Here is a 15873-nt window from a genome sequence, read left to right as displayed (position 1 = left end):
TGGCTCAGGAGAGGCCGCGGACCGGCAGCAGGGCGCCGTGGATGCCGCTGGCAGCGGGGGAGGCGAGGAAGCAGATCACCTCAGCCAGCTGTGCCGGGGAAACCCACTTGGAGAAATCCGCGTCGGGCATGCTCTCCCGGTTGGGCGCGGTGTCGATGACGCTGGGCAGAACCGCGTTGACGTTGACGCCGCTCTCGCGCAACTCGTCGGAGAGGCTCTCGGTGAGTTTCATGACCGAGCCCTTGGAACAGCAGTAGGCACTCATGGTGCCGATACCTTTGAGCGCACCCATCGCGCCGATGTTGACGATCGCGCTTTTCGGCTTCCGGGTCAGCAGCGGCACCGCGGCCATGGTCGCGTTGCGCATGGTGTTCACATTAAGGGCGAACAGCTTGTCCCATTGCTCGGAAGTGGGATCAAACGCGGTGTCGCCCATGGTGAAACCGCCGGCGATGTTGAACAGCGCGTCGATGCTGCCGAAAGTGTCGAAACGGGCTTTGGTGGCGTCCCGATCCATCAGGTTCAGCTGGTAGTACTCATCGGTGTTGGGGACACTGTCGGTGTCGACGATATCGAGGCCGATGACATAGGCACCGGAGGCGCGGGCTTTTTCGGCAGCGGCCTGGCCGAGTGTGCCGGCGGCGCCGGTAATGACGATGCGGTGACTATCGAGCATGGTATGGTTCCTTAGCGGATGGAGTGAGGGCGCTAGGATATAAACATGCTTGGTGAGTCGCAACCGACGCCGTGATACGGGAGTGCCGGCATCCCGATGGATATCCACTGCAGGCCGGGGTTGGCGCTTGCAATCGCCAGCTGATATAACGCGCCGTAACCAATAAGAAACCCTGCACCGACAGTCAGGCACCTACCAGGGGAACAGTGCATGCCTCGCGAAATTCCACGGCCCAAGCGGCGCCGCAACCCGCAAAAAACCCGGGCGGCGATCCTCGAGGCCGCGAAAACCATTCTTGCCCAGGACGGCCAGGAAGGGCTCAGTGTCTCCGCTGTGGCGAAACTGGCCGGCATCAATCGCGGCACCGCCTACCAGTATTTCGAGCAGCGCGAGGACCTGGTGCGCGCCACGCTGGACTGGGTGAGCAGCCAGTTGCTAAAAGCGGTTTTCCCCACGGCGGCGGAGGAGGCGCGGCGTACGCCTGCGGCGACCCGCGGCCAGCGTCTGACCAATGTCATCAGCAGCATGGCCGAGTTCAACCTGCAGCTTGCGGATTTCGCCATCGATAACCCGGAGATCGGCCGCATCTGGCTGTTCGACCTGCTCTCCCGCGATAACCCCCGGGAGGACGTTTTCTTCCAGCGTTTTGAACTGTCCCTGCAGGAGTTGATCGAGGGCGACGCGGCGGAACCGGATATCGATGTCGAGGTGATCAGCGTGTTGATGCTGTCCGGGTTTTTCCTCTGGCCGGTTTGGGTTGGCGCCCACGCCAGGGGCAAGCGGGCGCGCACGCAGATGGCGCGGCGCTTTGCCAGCGAGATCCTGCGCCTGAACATGCACGGCGTCATCCACGCCGACAGCCACGCCCTGCTGCAGTCCTACCTGCGGGACAAGTTTCCGCGCAACTGAGCGCTGCGGTTGACAGGCTGCCATGCGCGGCACACAATCGCCTAATAGACGACAATGGTGTTCATTATGGCGGAAAGGTCCCCAGCCCCGGGCAGTACGCGCCGGCCGCGCAACCCGGAAGCCACCCGGGAAGCAATACTCGCCGCTGCACGCAAGGTGCTGGCCTCCGACGGCCCCGATGGCCTCAGCCTGAGCAAGGTGGCGCACGTCGCCGGGGTCAACCGCGGCACTGCGTACCAGCACTTTGAAACCCGCGAAGAACTGATCAAGGCGACGGTGCAGTCGGTGAGCGAACACCTCCTCACCAGGGTGTTTGGCTCTATCGACCCGGCGGGTTACCCCAGCGATTCCAACCAGCGACCGATTTACGAGGTGATCTCCGGCCTGGTCGATTTCGCCGTGGAGAACCCCGACCTCGGCCGCATCTGGCTGTTCGAGATTCTCGCCGCGGACGATCCCGGCGAAGATGTATTTTTCCAGCGTTTCGTCGCAGCCAGCCAGGGCCTTGCCGACAGCGAGGTCAGCGAGGACGGCATCGATGCCGAAGCCCTGTCGGTGTTGATCCTCGCGGGCTATTTCCTCTGGCCTGTGTGGGTGCGCGCGCGGGCCCACAACAAGCAGGATCGCCTCGCTATGGCCGGGCGCATGCGCCGGGAAGTCCTGCGCCTCATGCTGCACGGCGTGATGCGCGCCGAGGCATTCCCGCACCTGGAGAGACTGCTGGAAGACGGGACATTGCTCGACAGGATTACCGCTGGTGAAAGCGTCCCGTTAGCCGATAGCCAGCCGGCATAGGCCGATACCGCGATCGGCGCCGAATAAAAATACCGGTTGCTACCAGGTCCACAGGCTGGTGGTGAATCGCCCTACCGCGTGATCTTTGGCGCTGGAACTGGTTCGACTCACTTTCGGCTCATTCACTCAAGAGGATAACAAGAGATGCTCAAACCATCCGACATGCGCGGCAAAACCGCGCTGGTAACCGGTGCTGCCGCAGGCCTGGGACGCGCTACCGCCCTCAGTCTCGCGCGCGCGGGTGCGGATATCAGCCTGCTGGATATCAATGGGGAAGCCCTGCAGTCAGTCGCGGCGGAAGTGCGGGCGCTGGGGGTTGCTGCGCAGGTGCAGGTCGTCGATCTCGCCGCGACCGACAACTGCGGGCCGGCAGTGGCCGCCGCAGTGGCGGAGTTCGGTCGCCTCGACGCCCTGTGCAACGTCGCGGCTGTCTTCTTCCCGCGGCACGCCACCGAGATGACCGACCGCGAATGGGAGACCACGATGGCGGTCAACCTCACCGCGCCGTTCAAGCTGATCCGCGCCGCGATACCGCATCTGCTGGAAACCCACGGCGCGGTGGTCAACGTTACCTCCTGTGCGGCGTTCATGGGCCAGGCCTATCTCGCGGCCTACTCGAGCACCAAGGCCGGCCTGACCCACATGACCCGTTCCCTTGCCATGGAGTACATGCACCGGACCATCCGTATCAACGCGGTGGCGCCGGGCGGCATGATGACCGCGCTGGCCGCCGGCCTGGCCGACCTCCAGGACGCGGACTCATCGCTATTGTCGCGCATCGTACCCCTGCGCGGACTGGTGGAAATCGAGGACGTGGCGGCAATGGTCGCGTTCCTCGCCACCGACGCCGCCCGCGGCTACCACGGTGCCTGTATCAACCTCGACAACGGCATCACCGCCGGCTGAGCCTGTTACAGCCATGCTTTCCGCGCCTGTCAGGGCATGACTCGGCCACCGTTGACGCCCAGCGTGTGGCCGGTGATATAGCCCGCCGCCTCCGACACCAGGAATGAGCAGGCGGCGGCGATGTCCTCCGGGCGTCCCGGCCGGTGCATCGGCGACTTGACCGAGGCGGCCTCCGCTTCCACGTCAACCGGGGACGCGCGCAGCATGGGCGTGTCGACGAAACCCGGCGGGATGTTGTTCACGGTGATGCCCTTCGTCGCGAATTCCAGCGCCAGTGACTTGGTCAGCGTAACCACGCCACCCTTGGAAGCGGAGTAGTGGGCCATCACGTTGGCCCCGGTCTGCGCCGAGGATGAGGAAATGTTGACGATGCGGCCCCAGCCCGCCGCGAGCATGTCCGGAATCACCTGCTGGCAGCACAGGAAGGGGCCTTTCAGGTTGATCGCCATCATCCGGTCCCAGTGGTCCTCGCTGATTTCCAGGAAGGGCGTGAATCCGGTGATGCCGGCGTTATTGACCAGGATGGTGATCGGGCCGAGGGTTTCCCGGGTGAGCGCCGCACTGCGGGCAATGCCTGCCGCACTGGCCGCGTCGCCAGGGCAGGCGAGGGCGGTACCCCCCGCCGCCTCGATCAGCGCGACCGTCTCTGCAGCGCCCTCCGGGTTGAGGTCCCAGACGGCGACGGCGGCGCCGTCGCGGGCGAGTTGCAGGCTGATGGCGCGGCCGATGCCACTGCCGCCACCGGTGACTACGGCGGTTTTTCCCTTGAGAGACATGCGTATACCTCGTTTCGAATTATGGGTTGCAGGCTTGTCGCTGGCGGCGCTGGTCGGGCCGCGCGGTTCCCTGCACGCTACTGGATTTCCCCGGGGCGTTCAATGGCCGGCGGCTCGCCGCTTCGCGCAGTTGCGAGAGTACTGATCAACATGTATGTTTATCGCATAACTCCAGGGGAAAATGACATGGCGCAGGGACAATCCACCAAGCGACGCAACAACACCAACCCGGAATCGACACGCCGGGAGATTCTGCAGGCGGCGCTGGAAGTGCTGGCGAAGGACGGCCCGGAGAGCCTGAGCGTCACCGAGGTGGCGCGTCGCGCCGGGGTAAACCGCGGGACCGCCTACCAGCACTTTCCCACCCGCGAGGATCTCGCCCACGCCACCGCCAGTTGGGTGAGCGAGCGAATCTACGAGGAATTCTACGGGGACCTGTCGAATACGCCCGACATGGGCAAGGCATTGCCGCCCGACGTGGCGCTGGAGCGCCTGTGCAATTTCGCCATGGAAAACCCGGAACTCAGCCGCGCCTGGCTGTTCGACGTGATGTCGACCCAGGGCGTGGTGACCGACCGTTTCTGGAAAAAGTATGTCCGCGAACTCGGCGAGTTCGTCAACAGCGGCTACGGCCGCAAAGATATGGATGTCGAGGTATTCGCGTTCATCAGCTTGTCCAGCGCGCTGCTGTGGCCGATCTGGGTCGGCGCCCACACCAAGGGCGGCAGGTCGCAGAAAAAAATGCAGGCGCGCTTTGTCGAGGAGATGAACAGGCTCACTCTGTTCGGCAGTCTCAACAAAGAGCATTACCCGGAACTGGTGGACCGTTACTCCGCCGACGCCGACGGCAAATCCTGAAGACCTGCCGCAGGATTTCTAGATTCGCGGCCCGCGCTGGAACAGCCGGCTGCCGAGTATCTCGAAACTCGGCTCGGAGGGGCGCGGCTCTGCGTCTTCCGGTGTCTGCAGCGGGCGCCGGCTGCGCAGGTCGTAGGTCACCACGCGCTGGGCAAAGCGCCAGCGGCCGTCCTCGCCGCGGGCATAGCGATCGATATAGCGCACCGCCATAAAGTCCTCCAGCCAGCCGCCATTGCCGTCCGGGATGATGTGGTAGGCGAGGGCGTAAATCTCGCCTTCACCGCTGTCGCCGTCCACGGACACCAGGTGGTTGCAGACGTGGTGCCCGCTGTAGCGCATGTAGGGAAACGAGGCCTCCAGGAAATCCACGTACTTGTCGGCGGGACCGTCAAAGGTGTCGCCGTGGGTGTCGGTGGCGTCTTCGGTGTAGAGCGTGCGCAGCAGGCCGCCGTCCTTGCGGTCGACGCCGCGGGAATACAACAGGCCCAGTTCGCGTATGGCTTCCTTGTCGAGCAGGGCCCGCAGGGCGCTTTGATCAGTCATCTTGAATACCGGTTATTGTGGTTGCAGATGCCCCGGAGCAGGTTCCGGGGGCTGGATAGTCACTGTGCGAAGGAATAGCCGCCGTTTACCGGGTAGGTCTGGCCGGTGATCCACGCCGCGGCTTCGGAACACAGGAACAGGGCCATGTTGGCCACGTCTTCCGGCTGGCCGAAACGGCGGATGGTGTAGCGGGAAAGTTGCGCCTTTACCCGTTCATTGGCGTACAGCTGTTCAAGTTGCTCCGCATCCATCGCGGGTTCAAGGGTGGACAGGGAGATCGCGTTGCAGGTGATGTTGTGCTTGCCGGTTTCCTTGGCCAGCGAGCGCATCAGCGCCGCGGCACCGGCCTTGGCGGCGGAGTAGGCGGCAAGGCGCGCTTCGCCCACGCGCCCGGAGTCGGACACCACGGTCACCACGCGGCCGCGCCCCTGCTCGATCATCGCCGGGATGGCGATGTGGCAGCAGTTCATAACGCCGAACAGGTTGGTGCGCATGAAACGGTCCCACTCCTCGGGATCGGCTTCCCAGAAGGGCGGGGAAAAGCCCATGTCCCTCTGCGGCCCGGCGTTGCCGGCGTTGTTGACCAGCAGTGTGATGGGGCCCAGTGCTGCAGTAGCCTTGCCAAAGGCAGCGGCGACCGAGCTGCGCTCGCCCACATCCGCCTGTACAGCAACCGCCGGTACGCCCAGTTCGCGAATCTCCCCAGCCACGGCCTCGGCACGCTCGAGGACGAAGTCATTGACGGCTACCCCGCCGGCATTGTGGTGGGCGAGGGCCAGGGCGATGCCGCGACCGGCGCCCTGCCCGGCGCCGGTTACCAGGGCGACCTGGCCGTCGAGATCGAGGGGGTCCTTGCCGATCATGCCGTGGCCTCCCTGAAGATTACGAACGCAACTCGTTGATTTTTCTGCATGGCGGGCTTCCTGTTTACAGCGGGATTCCTGTTAATTATCGGGCTTGCGGGCGCCGGAAGGAGGTCCCGGACGGGGCTCTCCACAGTTGTTTGGGGGTATTGTTTGCAGCTGTACTGGCAATTGTCCAGTGACGATCCCGTAATCAACAGGGCTGGTGATTATATTGACCCTCCACAGGGTGCATAGTACCCTGTGCCGGTTTCAGGCGGAGCGGAACTGCAGCCCCACAATACTCATTACGGGGCTGGGTGCGGCGCGGAGCCACGGGTAATTTGCAGGCCCGGGTAAGAGCTCGATAAAGCCGGTACAGGCCAGAATTTACGCCGTCGCACGAGTCCACCAGCCATTTCAGTAAGCCCCCGTAGTCGGAGTCACCCAATATGAATTTCGATCTTTCCGAAGATCAACGGATGATGCGCGAGTCCTTCGCGCGATTCCTTGACGAGCAGAGCAGCAGCGAGCGCATCCGCGCCGCCGCGGAACAGGGCGGGTTCGACACCCAGCTGTGGCAGGGCCTTGCCGAACTGGGCGCGTTTTCCCTGCGGGTCCCCGAGGAAGCCGGCGGTCTTGGCCTCGGCACCATGGATGCCGCGGTGCTGATGGAAGAAGTGGGACGCACCCTGGCCTCAGGCCCGATCGCGGAAACCCTGGTTGCGCTGCGCGTGCTGGCGCTGCTGGCGGGTGAAGCCCAGGCGGAGCTGCTGGAAGCGGCCAGTATGGGTTCCAAAGTCATCTCGATCGCCTTGCGCGACGTCGCCCGGGAGCCTCGTCAATGGGTAGCGGGTGGCGCAGTAGCGGATGCAGTCATTGCCCGCTCCGGCGACGACGTGGTGCTGGTCTCCCTGGCGGATGCCGGTGAGCGTGCCGAGGAAAGCCTGGCGAGCACCCCGATTGCGGAACTCGATCTGGCGGCGGCCCCCGCAACGGTACTCGCGAACGGCGCTGATGCACTCAAGGTCTTCGCCCAGGCGGTCGAGGAATGGAAGCTGCTGATGGCCATCGCGCTGTCCGGCCTCTCCCGCGAAGCGATTCGCCTCGCCTCCGAATACGCCTGCGAACGCGAGGCCTTCGGCCAGCCCATCGGCGCCTACCAGGGCATCTCCCACCCGCTGGCGGACCTGATCACCGACGTCGACGGCGGCAAGTACCTGGCCTGGAAAGCGATCCACGATTGTGCCCGCGTACCGGCAAACGCCGGCGCGGAAATTTCCGCGGCCTTCTGGTGGAACGCCGAGACCGCCGGTCGCGCCGTTACCCAGGCGCTGCACACCTTCGGTGGCTATGGCCTCGCTACCGAGTATGACGTGCACCTGTACAACCTGCGCGCCAAACAGTGGCCGCTGATTGCCGGCGATCCGGCGACCTTCCTGGAAGAAGCCGGCCGCCGCCTGTACGCGGGTGAAGCTGCCGCGCTGCCCGACGTCGGCGCGATCGAGATCGACTTCGACCTCGGCGACGACGCCCGCGCCATGGCGAAGGAACTGGACGACCTGTTCAACGCCATCCTGACCCCGGAACTGCGCGCCAAGGCGCACTATTCCTTCGACGGTTTCGACCGCGGTGTGCACAAGCAACTGGCCGAGGCGAAACTGCTGTTCCCGGCCTGGCCGAAAGAGTTCGGCGGTCGCGAGGCCGAGCCCTATGCCCTGAACGCCCTGCGCCAGGTGTGGGAAGACCAGGGCTGGACCAGCCACCCAGTGGGCACCACGGACCTCGTGGGCACCATGATCCGCAAGGTCGGCAACGACGACCTGAAAGAGGAAGTCCTGTCCCGCATCATGAGCGGCGACGCGATCTGCTCGCTGGGTTACAGCGAGCCGGGCTGCGGTTCCGACGTCTTCGCCGCGAAAACCAAGGCCACCCAGCTGGAAGACGGCCGCTGGCGCATCGACGGCGCCAAGATGTGGACCTCCGGCGCCAACATCGCCCAGTACGTGCTGATGCTGACCCGCACCAACCCCGACGTGCCCAAGCACAAGGGCCTGACCATGTTCGTGGTGCCGCTGGATACTCCCGGCATCGAGATCCAACCGGTCTACACCTTCCAGGACGAGCGCACCAACGCGACCTTCTATGATGGCGTGATCATCGACGACAAGTACCGCCTCGGCCCGGTCGACGGTGGCGTCAAGGTGATGGCCGCGGCGCTGGAAATGGAACACGGCGGCGGTTTTACCAAGTCCCAGATCGCCATGTCCGTCGCGGCGGAAGAACTGTGCCGCGAGATACAGCGCGGCGGCAAGGCCCTGATCGAAAACCCCGATGCGCAGAAGCGCCTGGCGCGCAGCCGGACCCACGCGTGGATTTCCGAGGTGCTGGCGAACCGCTCGCTGTGGGTCGGCGTCAACAAGCTGCCCAACCTGGCCTTCGGCCCGATGACCAAGATGTTCTCCTCGGAGAAATTCCAGTCCGACTCCCGCGACCTGCTGGAGCTGACTGCGCCGGAATCGCTGTCCAAGCGCGCGGGCGCCGCCGGGGAAATCAACCTGGCCTACCGCCACGCCCACGGCACCACTATTTACGGTGGCACCAGCGAAGTTCACCGCAGCATGATTGCCGAGCGCGCACTCGGCCTGCCGCGTACCCGCGGATAATTACAGGGGATAAGGAGAAAGCAATGTCTGAAGCACCGCACCTGCTGGTCGAGGAAAATGATGGCATCCTGATTGCCACCCTGAACCGCCCCGACAAGCTCAACGCCATCACCGGCCAGATGATGGGCCTGTTCGACGAGGCGCTGATCCGTTTCCGCGACACCCCGGAACTGAAAGTCATGCTGATCCGCTCGACCGGGCGCTATTTCTGCTCCGGCGCAGACCTGCGCGACGGCGCCAAAAGCAATGAGCCGCCGACCATCGATCGCACCGGCGTCGCCGTGCGCGAACGCCACCGCTTGCAACTGCACGGTATGCACCGCATCTACGACGAGATGGAGCACATCGAGAAGCCGATCGTCGTCGCCCACCACAGCACCTGCGTTGGCGGTGGTCTGGAAATGTCGCTGTCCTGCGATTTCCGCCTCGCGGCGAAGAGCGCCAGCTACGCCTTCCCCGAAGGCAAGTTCGGCGTACTGCCGGCCTCCAACGGCGTCAGCCGCCTGACCCGCCTGGTCGGCCCCCACTGGGCGCGCTACCTGATCATGGCCAACCTGCCGGCGGATGCCGACCGCGCCTATACCATGGGCCTGGTGCACGAGGTATTCCCCGACGAGAGCTTCGAGGAAGACGCGCTTAACTTCTGCCGCCACCTCGCCAAGCAGCACGGCGAGCAGATGGGTGCCGCGAAACTGGCTATCGAGATGTGCTGGGAGCTGGGCCGCGACCAGGCTCGTCACGTCGAGCGCATGGCCAACAGCACGCTGATGCTGAACCCGGATTACCTCGCGGGCATCGAGAAATATATCGCCGGTATCGGCAGCAAGGGCAAGTCGGACAGCTGAGGCTGCCGCAGATTGTGTTTGCGGCGCCCGCTTGTTTGGCGGGCGCCGACAGGATTAACCCACCTCACGTGGAAGAGTGGAATAGCTGATGGAATTTGCCTGGAACAGCGAGCAGGAAGCGTTTCGCGCTACTGTCCGCCAAGTCATCAAAGACAAGCTGCCGGAAGACTGGGAGCACATTGCCCACGGCCCGGCCTCAAAAGAGCAGACCGTGTTTGCCAAGAAATTCTGTGGCGAACTGGCGGCAGCCGGCCTGCTGGTGCCGCACTGGCCCAGCGAGTGGGGCGGCGCCGACGCCGACCCCTGGATGGCGTTTATCCTGGCCGAGGAAATGTGGATGGCGGGGGAACCCCGCGGCGGCCAGTACATGAATGTGAACTGGATTGGCCCGACCCTGATGCTGTACGGCTCCAAGGAGCAACAGGAGCGCTACGTGCCGCCCATGGCTCGCGGCGAAACCCTCTGGTGCCAGGGCTTTTCCGAACCCGAATCCGGTTCCGACCTTGCCTCCCTGCGCACGCGGGCGGAACGCGAGGGCGACAGCTACAAGATCAACGGCCAGAAAATCTGGACCTCCTACGCCGGTGACGCCGATACCTGTTTCTGCCTCGCACGCACTTCCCAGGGTAAGGGCGGGATCTCCATCTTCCTGATCCCCATGGATACCCCCGGCATTACCGTCCGCGATATTCCCAGCATCATCGGCGAGGGGGATATCCACGAGGTCTTTTTCGACGACGTCATAGTGCCGGAGAGTGCGCGACTCGGTGAAGAAGGCCAGGCCTGGGAGATCGTCGGCAAGGCGCTGTCGCTGGAGCGCGTGGGCATCCCGCGTTTCGCCCTGGCCTCCAAGACCCTGAAGGATTCCGTTGAGTTGTTGAAAGCCGAAGGCCGCTTCACGGCCGGCGCGGTGGAACAGGCTGCCAAGGCTCACGCTGCCTGCGAGGCCGCGCGCCTCTTCAGCTACAGCATCATCGACCAGCGGGTGAAGAACATCACCACCGGCCCCGAGGCCAGCGTCGGTCGTTTCGCCACCGTGATCTGTGAGCGTTTGGTCAGCGAGTTCGTCGTCGAGCACGTGCCCGAGGCGATCAGTGGCGTCCACCCCATGCTGCTGGCCCACCACCAGCGCGGTATTGTCGCCGGCATCGCCTCCGGCGCCGCGGAGATCCAGCTCAACCTGATTGCCACCCAGTTCCTCGAATTGCCAAGGGAGCCTCGCTGATGGATTTTGCACTGAACGACGATCAACTCGCCGTCGCCGGGGCCCTGGACAAGCTGGCCGAACGTTTTGCCAGCTCGCCGGTGGACTTTCACGGCTTCGCCCTGGTCAGCGACGAACTCGACCGGGAACTGGAAGAGAGCCAGTACTTCGACATCGCCACGATTCCCGAGATGGGCCCGCTGTCCGCCGCGGATTCCGTGGAGCGCCTGGCGCGCCTGCCCTATACCGCGGAAATCGCGCTGTCCATGCTGGTACGCCCGCACCTGGATATCGAGCTGCCGCGCCCGCTGTCGGTGATCGAGAACGGTCGCCCCGGCCGTTTCGCCACCACGGCGAAAACCCTGATCATCATCGATGGCGACAAGGTAGGCATTGCCCACCCGGGCGAGGGCGAGGTAGTGGCCCTGCCGGATTCCCTGTTTGCCTACCCCATGGGCAAGCTGCTTGGCAGCCCCGAAGTCACCCCGCTCAATGCCGAACAGGCGGACACCGTGCGCACCTGGCTGCGCGTGGCCTGCGCCGCGGAGATCGCCGGCCTGATGCAGGCAGCGCTCGACTCAACCGTCGAGCACGTCAGCGTGCGCAAGCAGTTCGGACGTCCCCTCGGCACTTTCCAGGCCCTGCGCCATCGTCTCGCCGAGTGCGCGGTACTTACCGGCGGCGTCCGCTGGCTGGCCCTGAAAGCCGCCTGGTCCGGCGATGCCGGCGACGCGGCTCTCGCGGCCCTGCACGCCCAGGACAGCGCGACCCGCCTGATCTACGACATGCACCAGATGAGCGGCGCCATGGGTATGACCCTGGAGATGGACCTGCACCTGTGGACCTACCGCATGAAGGCGCTGATGTCCGAGCTCGGCGGGCGGGCGGGAAATGCCGCCGCGGTTGGTCAGTACTGTTTCGACGCTGCCTGATCTGATGAAAGCCTGGTCGCCGGGGCTCTCCGGCGATCTTTCCTCGCTAACCCGGGCTAGCGGCCAGCACACAATGACGCAGCCGCAGGACCCGCCCTCGCGGCTTTTGCCCGCGCCCCGCCATTTCTGATCTACACTGCCGATATGACTGTCCGCCTGCAGGCTTCGTACCCCAGTGCCAGGTGCTCCCGCGCCGTGTGTGTTCCTGATCACGGGCGGTATCTGGTTCAGCTGACATGCCCCGAAGGTAATTGAAGATGAAAATCCATCCCGGTAGTGCCTGGTCGGAAAGTGAAATTGCAAAGTATCTTGAAGAGGCCAACACCCCGATAAGAATATCCACCGCGGGCAGTGACGGTTACCCTCTAATTTGTTCGCTATGGTTTGTTTACCGGGATGGAGTGCTGTGGGCGGCGTCCCACAAAAATTCCCACATCATAAAAATGCTCAGGCGCAACCCGAAAATTGGTTTTGAGGTCGCGACCAACGAATACCCTTATCATGGGGTGCGGGGAAAGGCAGACGTAACCCTGCACGAAGACAGTACGGAAAATATTCTCGAAAAGGTCATAGATAAATACCTGCAAGGAGGCAATAAAAAGCTCGCGGCCTGGCTGCTGAGCAGGCAGAAGGATGAGTACGCCATAAAAATATCTCCGGTCGCACTGAACTCCTGGGATTTCTCCGGCCGGATGGAGCGGCGATAGAGAGTATCCCCTTCTCGCGGATGTTACGGTTTGGTGAAATAAGACTCTTCACGGCCTGGTACGATAAGGGGGCAGGGCCGTTTTTCAAAAATAAAAAAAGAGCCTTGCCAGGGCGCCAGTTCCGGCGCGTGCCAATGTCGCTTATCTCCCCGGGTCCTGACCTGAAGTTTCTGGTGTACTGTTAAAAATCTGCCCCTGCCAGGTTATTTCGAATCGCCCCTTTCGGCTCGATTGGCCGGCCAGTGAGTGTCGCGCAGTAGCCTGGTAGTGGCGCTCGGCCCACCGCTTCACCCCCATCCAACCCTCATCTTGCAAACCCGGATCATGTATGACAAAGTGGAACTAATGTTACGTTATTGGCCGGTGGCATAGTAAGGACAAACAGCCATCGTCCGGTTGCAGATCGCCCCGGAGAACCAGCAAGCAATGACCCTGAAAACCAACCCCCTGGTCGCCATGATCGAGGAGTCCATCCTGCTCAAGGACAGCGCCCAGCGCATTCTGTCGCGAGAGCTCAGCGGCCCCTCGCTTACCCGGCTGGAAGGCCTGGTTCTGGTCTCAATTGTCGGCGCCGATCATCCCCAGACTGCCCCCCAGATAGGCCGGACCCTGGGCAACTCGCGGCAAGTGATCGGCAGGGCTGCCAAGCGGTTGGAGGAACTGGGTTTTGTCCGCAAGTTGCATAACCCGGATCATAAGACCGCGCCCCTGCTGGAGCCGACGAAAGAGGGCATCAAGTATGAAAAAAAGCTCAGCTCCACCTTCGACGAGATCGTCGATGGCATTGTGTCCGGGCGCGATCTCAAGAAGTGCGAGCAGATAACCAACGACATCCGCCGCCTGCGTGCGCTACTCGAAGCGTACGAAGGGCAGCAGAATTTCACGGACTGAATACAGTTCCAGCTAACTCACGGAGTCAGGACCATGAACAGCTTTACACGCCCCAACGGCAGGGAGCCCCTCGACTCCCGCCAGTTTCTCAATGAAGACTGCTCGGAGGTAAGCCGGCAGGTTTTTACCAGTGAAGAACTTTACCAGCTCGAGCAAAGGCGTATCTTTGATAAGAGCTGGCTCTATGTGGCCCATGAAAGCCAGCTGAAAAACCCGGGCGACTTCGTCTCCGCCTACATGGGCGAGGTGCCGGTGATCGTCGCCAAGGGCGGCGACGGCAAGATCTCCGTCAGCGTCAACAGTTGTCCTCACCGCGGCCTGCGGGTGTGCCGCGCCGACCAGGGCAACGCATCGCGTTTTATTTGCCCCTATCACACCTGGTCCTTCAAACCGACCGGTGAACTGGTGGGTATTCCCCAGGCGCGCAAAATGGGGCCCGAGGTGGATAAAAGCAAGTGGGGATTAAAACAGGCGGCCAAGGTCGAGTCTGTGTTCGGCCTGATTTTTGCGACCTTCAACCCGGAAATGGTTTCTCTTGATGAGTACCTCGGCGAGCAGAAATTCTACCTGGAAGCCTATTTTGACCGTTTCCCGGGCGGCCTGGAGATTGCAGGTCCGGCGCACAAATGGGACCTCAAATGTAACTGGAAACTGCCGGTGGAGAACATGCACGGCGACGTCGGCCACGCCGCCTATCTACATGGGTCGTTCGTGGCGGTGGACAGCCCACAGAACATTGAAATCGAGGACTACGCGGTTACTGCAGTGGCTAGGGACGGGCATGCGGCGGTATTCCGCCTGATGCCGGAGGATTCAACCTTCGAGCAGCGCGGCGTGCACAGCCCGCATTCATCGCCGGAACTGCAGGAGTACCTTACGGAAGTCGAACGCACCGTGGCGGAGCGGCTCTCGCCAGTGCAGGCGCGCATCAAGGGTATGGCACAGGGTATCTACCCCAACATGTCACTGCTGTGGGGGCAGAATACACTGCGCGTCAGCCATCCGCGCGCACCGGGCCTGATCGAGTACTGGTCCTGGTTGTTGCTGCCGGCGGATGCCCCGGACAATCTCAAGGAGGAGATCCGCGCGGGCTACTGCATGGCCTTCGGTCCCGGCGGCATCCTCGAGCAGGAGGATTCCTATGCCTGGCGCCTGCAGTATGAAGGTTCCGCCATCGATTACCTGAACGACCGACCCTATTTCTACGGCCTCGGTGTGGGCGAGGAAAAGGCTCACCCGGAACTGCCGGGTATGGTCGGCAAGTGCTACAACGAGCATTACGCTCGCCGTCTGTATATGCGCTGGCGGGAAGACATGTTTGGCGAGGAGAATGTCTGATGAATACGGTCGCTGTCGATTTTGATATGGAACTGATTGCGCGCGTCGAGCAGTTCTACTACCGGGAGGCCCGCCTGCTGGATGAGCGCTGCCTGCAGCAATGGCTCACGATTGTCGATGAATCCATCGAGTACAGCATGCCAACCCGGTTTGTGCCGCAGCCCGATCCCAAGCTGCAGGATACGGAGGCGTTTCTTTCGGTGGAGCGGGAACTGGACCGTGCGGACGGGCCGAAGGGCTCGCCCATTCGGCATGATACCTTCCTGGGTATCTTTGCCCGCACCTTCCGGCCCTACAAGACCAACGGTTGGTCGGAGGCCCCCGCACCGCGCACCCGGCGGATGATTTCCAATGTCGAGGTTACCCCGCTGGAGAATGACGAATACCGGGCTTACTCCAATTTCATGATGTTCTACAGTCACCTGGGGAAGGACAACCACACCATTACCGGTGGCCGTCGCGACGTGCTCAAGGCAGTGGACGGCTCGTTCAAACTGTTGAAGCGCGAGGTGATTATCGATATGGATATTATTACGGTGCCTACCTTGGCATTGATTTTCTGATGTGAATCCCTTGGCTGGTGACGTTGCCACGGAATACAGCAGCGCGAGTTTACAGCGTATTTGCAGGTGGCTGGCGACAGCCACCTATCCTGTCAGTTTGAAAAGGCTAGGTACGATTCTTCCAGCCAGGATGCCACGCCATTGTAATCTGGTACTCGACCACCGGGGATAATAAGCTCTCCACCGACCCGTTCCGCGCTGGTGTCACACCTGGCGTAGGCCATGAAAATTCGCGCCAGTGGTTGGTGGCAGGATCAAAGCGAAAAGTACTCGATTGAGGGCTAGGGCTGAAGCTTCCAAAAATATAGAACTTTACTCCGGCGACTCCCTCGGGCACGGAAGTCTCTATCCCGCAACCTGCGTGCAAAAAAAGACTTTTAGTGGAAAAACGGGCAATTTATTCATTTGCCTGCGCCACGGGG

16 protein-coding genes are annotated in these 15873 nt (G+C 62.7%); 12 read left to right on the top strand and 4 right to left on the bottom strand.

Annotated features, from left to right (window positions below; genetic code table 11):
* Positions 1-4: 4 nt before the first annotated feature.
* Positions 5-676, bottom strand: coding sequence for an SDR family NAD(P)-dependent oxidoreductase (locus ACNKU3_RS09850; protein WP_418259281.1), 672 nt, complete (start codon positions 674-676; stop codon positions 5-7).
* Between the two features lie 210 nt (positions 677-886).
* Between ACNKU3_RS09850 and ACNKU3_RS09845 the strand changes: the two genes are divergently transcribed.
* The 3 genes from ACNKU3_RS09845 to ACNKU3_RS09835 all read left to right on the top strand — a co-directional run bounded on the left by ACNKU3_RS09845 (position 887) and on the right by ACNKU3_RS09835 (position 3286).
* Positions 887-1585 carry a TetR/AcrR family transcriptional regulator gene (locus ACNKU3_RS09845; protein ID WP_418259280.1) on the top strand — a complete coding sequence of 233 codons (699 nt, stop codon included), beginning with the start codon at positions 887-889 and terminating at the stop codon, positions 1583-1585.
* 66 nt (positions 1586-1651) lie between these two features.
* Positions 1652-2380 (top strand): TetR/AcrR family transcriptional regulator, encoded by a 729-nt coding sequence (locus ACNKU3_RS09840; RefSeq protein WP_418259279.1) that lies wholly within the window; start codon positions 1652-1654, stop codon positions 2378-2380.
* 144 nt (positions 2381-2524) lie between these two features.
* Positions 2525-3286: an SDR family NAD(P)-dependent oxidoreductase gene (locus ACNKU3_RS09835; RefSeq protein WP_418259278.1), complete on the top strand. Its 762-nt coding sequence runs from the start codon at positions 2525-2527 to the stop codon at positions 3284-3286.
* Positions 3287-3315: 29 nt separating this feature from the next.
* On the opposite strand, the gene ACNKU3_RS09830 is transcribed toward ACNKU3_RS09835, so the two are convergent.
* Positions 3316-4062, bottom strand: coding sequence for an SDR family NAD(P)-dependent oxidoreductase (locus tag ACNKU3_RS09830; RefSeq protein ID WP_418259277.1), 747 nt, complete (start codon positions 4060-4062; stop codon positions 3316-3318).
* Positions 4063-4248: 186 nt separating this feature from the next.
* Here ACNKU3_RS09830 and ACNKU3_RS09825 point away from each other — a divergent pair, with 186 nt between their 5' ends.
* Entirely contained in the window at positions 4249-4920 is a 672-nt protein-coding gene (locus ACNKU3_RS09825; RefSeq protein ID WP_418259276.1) for a TetR/AcrR family transcriptional regulator, read from the top strand.
* Between the two features lie 18 nt (positions 4921-4938).
* Here ACNKU3_RS09825 and ACNKU3_RS09820 read toward each other — a convergent pair whose 3' ends face one another.
* Together ACNKU3_RS09820 and ACNKU3_RS09815 are read right to left on the bottom strand one after the other, a co-directional pair.
* Positions 4939-5463, bottom strand: a complete 525-nt coding sequence (locus ACNKU3_RS09820) for a nuclear transport factor 2 family protein (protein ID WP_418259275.1) — start codon at positions 5461-5463, stop codon at positions 4939-4941.
* A gap of 59 nt (positions 5464-5522) precedes the next feature.
* Positions 5523-6326 (bottom strand): SDR family NAD(P)-dependent oxidoreductase, encoded by an 804-nt coding sequence (locus ACNKU3_RS09815; RefSeq protein WP_418259274.1) that lies wholly within the window; start codon positions 6324-6326, stop codon positions 5523-5525.
* 431 nt (positions 6327-6757) lie between these two features.
* Here ACNKU3_RS09815 and ACNKU3_RS09810 point away from each other — a divergent pair, with 431 nt between their 5' ends.
* The 8 genes from ACNKU3_RS09810 (at position 6758) to ACNKU3_RS09775 (ending at position 15451) form a co-directional block, all read left to right on the top strand.
* On the top strand, positions 6758-8971 hold the full coding sequence (locus ACNKU3_RS09810; RefSeq protein ID WP_418259273.1) for an acyl-CoA dehydrogenase: 2214 nt from the start codon (positions 6758-6760) through the stop codon (positions 8969-8971).
* 23 nt (positions 8972-8994) lie between these two features.
* Positions 8995-9816, top strand: coding sequence for an enoyl-CoA hydratase/isomerase family protein (locus ACNKU3_RS09805; protein ID WP_418259272.1), 822 nt, complete (start codon positions 8995-8997; stop codon positions 9814-9816).
* Positions 9817-9904: 88 nt separating this feature from the next.
* Positions 9905-11041, top strand: a complete 1137-nt coding sequence (locus tag ACNKU3_RS09800) for an acyl-CoA dehydrogenase family protein (protein ID WP_418259271.1) — start codon at positions 9905-9907, stop codon at positions 11039-11041.
* The gene (locus tag ACNKU3_RS09795; protein WP_418259270.1) at positions 11041-11952 is read left to right on the top strand and encodes an acyl-CoA dehydrogenase family protein; all 912 of its coding nucleotides are present in this window, start codon (positions 11041-11043) and stop codon (positions 11950-11952) included. The genes ACNKU3_RS09800 and ACNKU3_RS09795 overlap by 1 nt, the downstream gene beginning before the upstream one ends.
* Before the next feature lie 257 nt (positions 11953-12209).
* On the top strand, positions 12210-12659 hold the full coding sequence (locus ACNKU3_RS09790; protein ID WP_418259269.1) for a pyridoxamine 5'-phosphate oxidase family protein: 450 nt from the start codon (positions 12210-12212) through the stop codon (positions 12657-12659).
* 426 nt (positions 12660-13085) lie between these two features.
* Positions 13086-13550 (top strand): MarR family winged helix-turn-helix transcriptional regulator, encoded by a 465-nt coding sequence (locus ACNKU3_RS09785; RefSeq protein ID WP_418259268.1) that lies wholly within the window; start codon positions 13086-13088, stop codon positions 13548-13550.
* A gap of 33 nt (positions 13551-13583) precedes the next feature.
* Positions 13584-14888 carry an aromatic ring-hydroxylating oxygenase subunit alpha gene (locus ACNKU3_RS09780; protein WP_418259267.1) on the top strand — a complete coding sequence of 435 codons (1305 nt, stop codon included), beginning with the start codon at positions 13584-13586 and terminating at the stop codon, positions 14886-14888.
* A complete protein-coding gene (locus ACNKU3_RS09775) occupies positions 14888-15451 on the top strand; it encodes an aromatic-ring-hydroxylating dioxygenase subunit beta (protein WP_418259266.1) in 564 nt (187 codons plus the stop codon). The genes ACNKU3_RS09780 and ACNKU3_RS09775 overlap by 1 nt, the downstream gene beginning before the upstream one ends.
* Positions 15452-15873: the final 422 nt, after the last annotated feature.

Source organism: Haliea sp. E17 (assembly GCF_048323675.1).
Lineage (GTDB): Bacteria > Pseudomonadota > Gammaproteobacteria > Pseudomonadales > Halieaceae > Mangrovimicrobium.
This window is presented reverse-complemented; position numbering and strand designations above follow the sequence as displayed.

Bases quoted from the DNA above. Each gene is read 5' to 3' on its own strand.
- ACNKU3_RS09850 (WP_418259281.1), bottom strand. From the start codon at position 676: ATGCTCGATAGTCACCGCATCGTCATTACCGGCGCCGCCGGCACACTC.
- ACNKU3_RS09845 (WP_418259280.1), top strand. From the start codon at position 887: ATGCCTCGCGAAATTCCACGGCCCAAGCGGCGCCGCAACCCGCAAAAA.
- ACNKU3_RS09840 (WP_418259279.1), top strand. From the start codon at position 1,652: ATGGCGGAAAGGTCCCCAGCCCCGGGCAGTACGCGCCGGCCGCGCAAC.
- ACNKU3_RS09835 (WP_418259278.1), top strand. From the start codon at position 2,525: ATGCTCAAACCATCCGACATGCGCGGCAAAACCGCGCTGGTAACCGGT.
- ACNKU3_RS09830 (WP_418259277.1), bottom strand. From the start codon at position 4,062: ATGTCTCTCAAGGGAAAAACCGCCGTAGTCACCGGTGGCGGCAGTGGC.
- ACNKU3_RS09825 (WP_418259276.1), top strand. From the start codon at position 4,249: ATGGCGCAGGGACAATCCACCAAGCGACGCAACAACACCAACCCGGAA.
- ACNKU3_RS09820 (WP_418259275.1), bottom strand. From the start codon at position 5,463: ATGACTGATCAAAGCGCCCTGCGGGCCCTGCTCGACAAGGAAGCCATA.
- ACNKU3_RS09815 (WP_418259274.1), bottom strand. From the start codon at position 6,326: ATGATCGGCAAGGACCCCCTCGATCTCGACGGCCAGGTCGCCCTGGTA.
- ACNKU3_RS09810 (WP_418259273.1), top strand. From the start codon at position 6,758: ATGAATTTCGATCTTTCCGAAGATCAACGGATGATGCGCGAGTCCTTC.
- ACNKU3_RS09805 (WP_418259272.1), top strand. From the start codon at position 8,995: ATGTCTGAAGCACCGCACCTGCTGGTCGAGGAAAATGATGGCATCCTG.
- ACNKU3_RS09800 (WP_418259271.1), top strand. From the start codon at position 9,905: ATGGAATTTGCCTGGAACAGCGAGCAGGAAGCGTTTCGCGCTACTGTC.
- ACNKU3_RS09795 (WP_418259270.1), top strand. From the start codon at position 11,041: ATGGATTTTGCACTGAACGACGATCAACTCGCCGTCGCCGGGGCCCTG.
- ACNKU3_RS09790 (WP_418259269.1), top strand. From the start codon at position 12,210: ATGAAAATCCATCCCGGTAGTGCCTGGTCGGAAAGTGAAATTGCAAAG.
- ACNKU3_RS09785 (WP_418259268.1), top strand. From the start codon at position 13,086: ATGACCCTGAAAACCAACCCCCTGGTCGCCATGATCGAGGAGTCCATC.
- ACNKU3_RS09780 (WP_418259267.1), top strand. From the start codon at position 13,584: ATGAACAGCTTTACACGCCCCAACGGCAGGGAGCCCCTCGACTCCCGC.
- ACNKU3_RS09775 (WP_418259266.1), top strand. From the start codon at position 14,888: ATGAATACGGTCGCTGTCGATTTTGATATGGAACTGATTGCGCGCGTC.